The following is a 7,712-nucleotide window of genomic DNA, read 5'->3' as shown; positions in this document are numbered from 1 at the left end:
CCGACTGAACTACCGCTGCGCAGTGCGTTCCTCTCTGGCTATCGGCTTCTTGCGAAACCTGATGCACCAGGAACATCTCAGGAAGTGGTGGGTGATGACGGGATCGAACCGCCGACCCTCTGCTTGTAAGGCAGATGCTCTCCCGGCTGAGCTAATCACCCTCGCGATGTTGCTTGTTGCGTTTGCTTCGCTGAGGCCGCGAAATTTACGCAGGTGGCGAAGCTAAGTCAATAGCCCCGTTGGATTTTTTTCAAAAAAACCAAAAGCGGTGCGGTTGCCTGTGCCGGCCTCTTCGCGGGTAAACCCGCTCCCACAGGTACTGCACAGGTTTTGATAACTGTGTTGCACCTGTGGGAGCGGGTTTACCCGCGAAAGGGCCGATACAAGATACGCAAAATGCTCAGGTATAGATCATCTTGCGGGTCATGCCGCCATCGACCACGAACTCCTGGCCAGTGACGAACGCCGCCTGGCGCGACAACAGCCAGGCCACCATGGCCGCCACGTCTTCCACCGTCCCTACCCTGCCCGTCGGGTGCTGCGCATGGTCCGCCTCGGTCAACGGTTCGGCACGGCGCTGCGACGGGTCACGGGCATCGATCCAGCCCGGGCTCACCGCATTGACGCGGATCTCCGGGCCCAGGCTCATGGCCAGAGCATGGGTCAAAGCCACCAGGCCGCCCTTGCTCGCCGCGTAGGCCTCGGTATCGGGCTCGGACTGCCGCGCCCGGGTGGAGGTGAGATTGACGATCGCCCCATTGTGAGCCCGCAGGTACGGCGCACAGTGCTTGGCCAGCAACATCGGGCCATTGAGGTTGACTGCCAGCACCCGGCTCCACTGCGCCAGGCTGAGGCTTTCCAGGGTCTGGTTGTGCGGGTTGGCAATGGCCGCATTGCACACCAGCGCGTCCAGGCGGCCAAACTGCCCCAGCACCTCGGACACCCCGGCGCTGACCTGGGCCTCGTCGGCAACGTCCATGGTGATGAACCAGGCATTGTCACCCAGGGCCTTGGCCGCCTTGGCGCCGCGCTGGCGGTCGAGGTCGCTGAGCACTACCTGCCAGCCTTCGCAGATCAACCAGGCGGCAATGCCCAGGCCGATGCCGCGCGCGGCACCGGTCACCAGGGCTACCCGGCCGTTGTGGCCGGGCGTACCGCCGCCGATTTCGATCACAGCGCCGCCAACCCGCGCGCCAGGTCGGCCTGCAGGTCAGCCACGTCTTCCAGGCCCACGGCAACACGGATCAGGCTGTCGCGGATACCCGCGGCTTCACGCTCCTGCGGCGTCAGGCGGCCGTGGGAGGTGGTGGCCGGGTGGGCGATGGTGGTCTTGCTGTCACCCAGGTTGGTGGTGATGGAAATCACCCGGGTAGCGTCGATGAAGCGCCAGGCGCCTTCTTTGCCACCCTTGACCTCGAAGCTGACCACCGCACCAAAGCCACTCATCTGGCGCTTGGCCAGTTCGTGCTGCGGGTGGCTCGGCAGGCCGGCGTAATGCACCTTCTCCACGCCCTCCTGCTGCTCCAGCCATTCGGCCAGCACCTGGGCGCTTTCGCAGTGCGCACGCATGCGCAGGCGCAGGGTTTCCAGGCCCTTGGTGAAGATCCAGGCGTTGAACGGGCTGAGGGTCGGGCCTGCGGTACGCAGGAAGCCCACCACTTCTTTCATCTGCTCGGCACGGCCGGCAACCACGCCACCCATGCAGCGGCCCTGGCCGTCGATGAACTTGGTGGCCGAGTGGAACACGATGTCGGCACCCAGCTTCAGCGGCTGCTGCAGCGCCGGGGTGCTGAAGCAGTTGTCCACTACCAGCATCGCACCGTGGGCATGGGCGATTTCGCTGAGGGCGGTGATATCGACCAGCTCGGCCAGCGGGTTGGATGGTGATTCGACGATCAGCAGCTTGGTGTTGGCCTTGATGGCCTTTTCCCAGCCCGCGAGGTCGACCAGTGGCACGTAGTCCACCTGCACGCCAAAGCGCTTGAAGTACTTCTCGAACAGGCTGATGGTCGAGCCGAACACGCTCTGCGACACCAGCACATGGTCACCGGCACTGCACAGCGACATCACCACGGCGAGGATTGCCGCCATGCCGGTGGAGGTACCTACGGCCTGCTCGGCGCCTTCCATGGCCGCCAGGCGTTCCTCGAAGGCACGCACCGACGGGTTGGTGTAGCGCGAATAGACGTTGCCCGGTGTTTCGCCAGCAAAGCGTGCGGCCGCGTCGGCAGCCGTACGGAACACATAGCTGGAGGTCAGGAACAGCGCTTCGCTGTGCTCGGCCTCCGGTGTACGGTTTTGACCGGCGCGCACCGCCAGGGTGTCGAAACCGACACCCTCGAGGTCACTGTCCAGTCGGCCGGCATCCCATTGATCCGTCATGCCGTCGCTCCCGAAATCAGTTGTTGTAGAGGTCGATGATCGCGCTGACCGCCTGGTTCTTGACCTTGGCCAGGTCGTTACGCGCCTGCTCGATGCGGTCGAGGTAGGCTTCGTCGATATCACCGGTGACGTACTCACCGTTGAATACCGCGCAATCGAAGTGGTCGATCTTGATCTTGCCGCCACCGACCGAGTCGATCAGGTCCGGCAGGTCCTGGTAGACCAGCCAGTCGGCGCCGATCAACTCGGCCACTTGTTCGGTGGTACGGTTGTGGGCGATCAGTTCGTGAACACTCGGCATGTCGATGCCGTAGACGTTGGGGTAGCGTACCGCAGGGGCTGCGGAGCAGAAGTAGACGTTCTTGGCGCCGGCTTCGCGGGCCATCTGGATGATCTGCTTGCAGGTGGTGCCGCGCACGATCGAGTCGTCCACCAGCATCACGTTCTTGCCACGGAACTCCAGCTCGATGGCGTTGAGCTTCTGGCGTACCGATTTCTTGCGCGCGGCCTGGCCGGGCATGATGAAGGTACGACCGATGTAGCGGTTCTTGACGAAACCTTCGCGGAACTTCACGCCCAGGCGGTTGGCCAGTTCCAGGGCCGCGGTGCGGCTGGTGTCCGGGATCGGGATGACCACGTCGATGTCGTGCTCAGGGCGCTCGCGCATGATCTTGTCGGCCAGTTTTTCACCCATGCGCAGACGGGCCTTGTACACCGACACGCCATCCATGATCGAGTCCGGGCGGGCCAGGTAGACATGTTCGAAGATGCACGGTTGCAGCTTCGGTGCTTCGGCGCACTGCTTGGTGTACAGCTGGCCTTCCTCGGTGATGTACACCGCTTCGCCCGGCGCCAGGTCGCGGATCAGGGTGAAGCCGAGCACGTCCAGCGCCACGCTTTCCGAGGCGATCATGTATTCCACGCCTTCGTCGGTGTGACGCTGGCCGAACACCACCGGGCGGATGCCGTTGGGGTCACGGAAGCCGACGATGCCGTAGCCGGTGATCATCGCCACCACGGCATAACCGCCAACGCAGCGGCTGTGCACATGGGAAACCGCGGCGAACACGTCTTCTTCGGTCGGCTGCAGCTTGCCACGCACGGCCAGCTCATGGGCGAACACGTTCAGCAGCACTTCCGAGTCGGAGTTGGTGTTGACGTGGCGCAGGTCGGACTCGTAGATCTCCTTGGCCAACTGCTCGACGTTGGTCAGGTTGCCGTTGTGCGCCAGGGTGATGCCGTAGGGCGAGTTGACGTAGAACGGCTGGGCCTCGGCCGAGGTCGAGCTGCCCGCGGTCGGGTAGCGCACGTGGCCAATGCCGATGCTGCCCACCAGGCGCTGCATGTGGCGCTGCTGGAACACGTCGCGCACCAGGCCATTATCCTTGCGCAGGAACAACCGGCCGTCATGGCTGGTCACGATACCGGCAGCGTCCTGGCCGCGGTGCTGGAGGACCGTAAGCGCGTCATACAGCGCCTGATTGACGTTCGACTTACCGACGATACCGACGATGCCACACATGCGACGCAACCCCTACTTTGACGAAACTTGAGTGAATAGCGCTCAGGGCTTTGCCGGCCCGAGCAACTGTTCCTTGAACGGAAGATCAGCCGGAGTGCCGATCAGCCCACTGGGTGTCCACTGGCCGGTAAAACCCAGGATCAGGTTTTTCGACCAGTCGGCGACCAAGAGAAATTGTGGTATCAGGCGTGATTCCTGCCACCAGGTGTCTTGTTGAACCGGCCCCAGGCTGATCAGCCCGATGGCCACCACCACCAGCAAGGCCCCGCGCGCAGCACCGAAGGCCATGCCCAGGAAACGATCGGTGCCGGACAGCCCGGTCACGCGGATCAGCTCGCCGATGAGGAAGTTGATCATGGCCCCCACCAGCAAGGTGGCGACGAAAAGAATGGCGCAGCCGGCGATGACGCGCATCGACGGCGTCTGGATGTAGCTTTCAAGATACACCGAGAGCGAACCACCGAACATCCAGGCAACCGCACCGGCAATGATCCAGATGAGCAAAGACAAGGCTTCCTTGACGAAGCCGCGCTTGAGACTGATCAGTGTGGAGACGGCGATGATCGCGATGATCGCCCAATCAACCAAGGTAAATGCCACGGTGCTGCCTGCAGACGTTTGAGGCGGCGCATTTTACCAGAGCGACGGGGGCTTGGGTAAGCGGAATGTCAGGTGATTAGCGCCACTCGGGCTTACACGATTCTTGTGGGAGCGGGTTTACCCGCGAATGGGCGGCAAAGCCGCCCCGGGGGTATCAGCTGCGTTCAGGCTGGAAGCGCACCACGAAGCCCTTGAGGCTGTTCTGGCGGTTGATGGCGTCACGCACGCGCTCGGCCTCGGCGCGCTCGATCAGCGGCCCGACGTACACCCGGTTCATGCCACCCGCCGAGCGGATATAGGCGTTGTAACCCTGGCTACGCAACGTTTGCTGGAGCTTTTCGGCCCCGGCACGGTTGGACAGGCTGGCCAACTGGATCGCCCAGCTGACCGGCAGGCCATTGACATCGATCTTCGACGGCGCCGCTGGCGCGGCCGGCTTGGCTGCCGGCTGAGGCTCGACCTTGGCCACGGGCGCCTGCGGCCTGGCCGGCTGGGGCTGCACTTGTACCTGGGGCTGGGTCTGCGGCGACGGTGTAATCGGCTGGCTGGGCGTGCTCGCCGGTGCCGTGGACTCGTCCACCACCACCGGTGGCTGTTGCGGCTCAGCCGGAATAGCCTGCGGTTCCGGCACGGCGACCGGCTCCACCTTCACTTCCGGCAAGTTTGGCATGGCCGGTGCCTGCGGGGCCTCGACGTGCACCTGGCGCATCTCGTCCTCGCGGGTGAACAGCATCGGCAGGAAGATAACCGCCAGCGCCACCAGCACCAACGCACCCACCATGCGCTGTTTCATCCCTTTATCCAGCACTGCCATCTACTCCACCCTCCTGGGCGTGCCGCTCCAGCCATTCCAGCGCCTGGGCAACACAGAAAAACGAACCGAACAGCAAGATCTGGTCATCCGCCGTCGCCTGCGCGCATTGCCCTTCAAGGGCGGCGCCGACGCTGGCATAAGACTTCACCGCTGCGCCGACGTTCGTCAAGGCCGTGACCAGTTCCGCAGCCGGGCGGCTGCGCGGGGTATCCAGTGGTGCTACCGCCCAATCGTCGACCAGGCCCTGCAGCGGCGCGACAACGCCACCCAGGTCCTTGTCGGCGAGCAGACCGAACACCGCCAGGCGGCGCCCCTTGAGCGGCCGGGCCGCCAGGCGCTGGGCAAGGTACTCTGCAGCATGCGGGTTGTGCCCGACATCCAGCAACAGCTCCACCGGCTTGCCCTGCCAGCTCAGCAGGCGACGGTCGAGGCGGCCAGTGATGCGCGTATCCAGCAGCGCCTGGCGAATCTGCCCGGCGTCCCAGGGCAGGCCCATCAGCAGGTAGGCCTGCAGGGCCAGCGTGGCGTTTTCCATGGGCAGGTCGAGCAAAGGCAGGTCATGCAGCTCTACCTGCGCACCATCGGCCGCAGTACCCCGCCAGCTCCAGTGGCCATCGGCACTGGCCAGGTCGAAGTCACGCCCACGCAGGAACAGCGGCGCAGCCAGTTCGGCAGCCTTGTCCAGCAGCGGCTGAGGCGGATCCAGGTCACCGCACAGTGCCGGCTTGCCCTGACGGAAGATGCCGGCCTTCTCGAAGGCCACCAACTCGCGGGTATCCCCCAGGTAATCGACATGGTCGACACCGATGCTGGTCACCAGAGCCAGGTCGGCATCCACCACGTTCACGGTGTCCAGACGGCCACCAAGACCCACTTCCAGTACCACGGCATCCAGTTGCGACTGGTAGAATAACCAGAACGCGGCCAGGGTGCCCATCTCGAAATAGGTCAGGGAAATTTCGCCCCGCGCCGCCTCGACGGCGGCGAAGGCTTCGCACAGGCGCTCATCGCTGGCTTCCTGGCCGTCGATCAGCACCCGCTCGTTGTAACGCAACAGGTGCGGCGAGCTGTACACGCCCACCTTGAGCCCCTGGGCTTGCAGTAGCGAGGCCACGAAGGCGCAGGTCGAGCCCTTGCCGTTGGTGCCGGTCACCGTCACCACGCGCTGCGCCAGCTTGCCCAGCGCCAGCCGGGCAAGCACCTTCTGCGACCGCTCCAGGCCCATGTCGATGGCCGAGGGGTGCAACTGCTCGAGGTAGGCGAGCCATTCGCCCAGGGATCGTTGTTTCATCACGCGACGGCAGCCGCCTCACGCGCTTGCTCCGGGGTTTCCTGGCCGGTCATCTGCGCCAGCAGACGGGCCAGACGCGGGCGCAGTTCGCCACGGGCGATGATCAGGTCGATGGCGCCGTGTTCCAGCAGGAACTCGCTGCGCTGGAAGCCTTCCGGCAGCTTTTCGCGCACGGTCTGCTCGATCACGCGCGGGCCGGCGAAGCCGATCAGTGCCTTCGGCTCGCCAACGATCACGTCACCGAGCATGGCCAGGCTGGCGGAAACACCACCGTACACCGGGTCGGTCAGTACCGAGATGAACGGGATGCCTTCTTCGCGCAGGCGTGCCAGCACGGCCGAGGTCTTGGCCATCTGCATCAGCGAGATCAGCGCTTCCTGCATGCGCGCACCGCCAGAGGCGGAGAAGCACACCATCGGGCAGCGGTGCTCCAGGGCGTAGTTGGCCGCGCGCACGAAGCGCTCGCCGACGATGGCGCCCATGGAGCCGCCCATGAACGAGAACTCGAAGGCGCTGACCACGATCGGCATACCCATCAAGGTGCCGCTCATGGAGATCAGGGCGTCCTTCTCGCCGGTCTGCTTCTGCGCGGCAGTCAGGCGGTCCTTGTACTTCTTGCCATCACGGAACTTCAGGCGGTCGACCGGCTCCAGGTCGGCGCCCAGTTCGGCACGGCCATCGGCGTCGAGGAAGATGTCGATGCGCGCACGTGCGCCGATGCGCATGTGGTGGTTGCACTTGGGGCAGACATCCAGGGTCTTTTCCAGCTCCGGACGATACAGCACGGCCTCGCAGGCCGGGCACTTGTGCCACAGGCCTTCAGGCACCGAGCTCTTCTTCACCTCGGAACGCATGATCGAAGGGATCAGTTTGTCGACTAACCAGTTGCTCATGCTTTCTTTCTCCAGTATTGGCAGGCATGGGCCGGTGTCGCCGGCCCTGCCCTGCCCTTGAGCTCAAAATCTTTTATGAAACGATGATGGACCGGCCGCCGGGACTTCCAGCGCGCCACCCCACCGCTAATGTATTGTTCTGCCGCCACAGGCTCGGGCGGCTGCCCCGCAGGGCTGCGAAAGCTATGGACGATGGCGCGCAGCCAGCCG

At 64.4% G+C, this 7,712-nt stretch carries 7 protein-coding genes and 1 tRNA gene; all 8 read right to left on the bottom strand.

Annotated elements, in window-relative coordinates; genetic code table 11:
* Positions 1-85: 85 nt before the first annotated feature.
* A tRNA-Val gene (locus tag M2S36_RS19760) sits at positions 86-161 on the bottom strand.
* 239 nt (positions 162-400) lie between these two features.
* Positions 401-1,174: an SDR family oxidoreductase gene (locus tag M2S36_RS19755; protein WP_333957696.1), complete on the bottom strand. Its 774-nt coding sequence runs from the start codon at positions 1,172-1,174 to the stop codon at positions 401-403.
* Positions 1,171-2,382: an O-succinylhomoserine sulfhydrylase gene (locus M2S36_RS19750; protein WP_025338247.1), complete on the bottom strand. Its 1,212-nt coding sequence runs from the start codon at positions 2,380-2,382 to the stop codon at positions 1,171-1,173. Before M2S36_RS19750 ends, M2S36_RS19755 begins: the two co-directional genes overlap by 4 nt.
* Before the next feature lie 16 nt (positions 2,383-2,398).
* Complete coding sequence (gene purF / locus M2S36_RS19745; protein ID WP_085625289.1) at positions 2,399-3,904, bottom strand: amidophosphoribosyltransferase; 1,506 nt, start codon at positions 3,902-3,904, stop codon at positions 2,399-2,401.
* 42 nt (positions 3,905-3,946) lie between these two features.
* Positions 3,947-4,504: a CvpA family protein gene (locus M2S36_RS19740; RefSeq protein WP_013971612.1), complete on the bottom strand. Its 558-nt coding sequence runs from the start codon at positions 4,502-4,504 to the stop codon at positions 3,947-3,949.
* A 154-nt stretch (positions 4,505-4,658) separates the two neighbouring features.
* Complete coding sequence (locus M2S36_RS19735; protein ID WP_233687149.1) at positions 4,659-5,318, bottom strand: SPOR domain-containing protein; 660 nt, start codon at positions 5,316-5,318, stop codon at positions 4,659-4,661.
* Positions 5,302-6,609, bottom strand: coding sequence for a bifunctional tetrahydrofolate synthase/dihydrofolate synthase (folC, locus tag M2S36_RS19730; RefSeq protein ID WP_333957695.1), 1,308 nt, complete (start codon positions 6,607-6,609; stop codon positions 5,302-5,304). The genes M2S36_RS19735 and folC overlap by 17 nt, the downstream gene beginning before the upstream one ends.
* On the bottom strand, positions 6,609-7,502 hold the full coding sequence (accD, locus tag M2S36_RS19725) for an acetyl-CoA carboxylase, carboxyltransferase subunit beta (RefSeq protein WP_063913799.1): 894 nt from the start codon (positions 7,500-7,502) through the stop codon (positions 6,609-6,611). Before accD ends, folC begins: the two co-directional genes overlap by 1 nt.
* Between the last annotated feature and the right edge of the window lie 210 nt (positions 7,503-7,712).

Source organism: Pseudomonas sp. SF2, assembly GCF_036858055.1.
Lineage (GTDB): Bacteria > Pseudomonadota > Gammaproteobacteria > Pseudomonadales > Pseudomonadaceae > Aquipseudomonas.
This window is presented reverse-complemented; position numbering and strand designations above follow the sequence as displayed.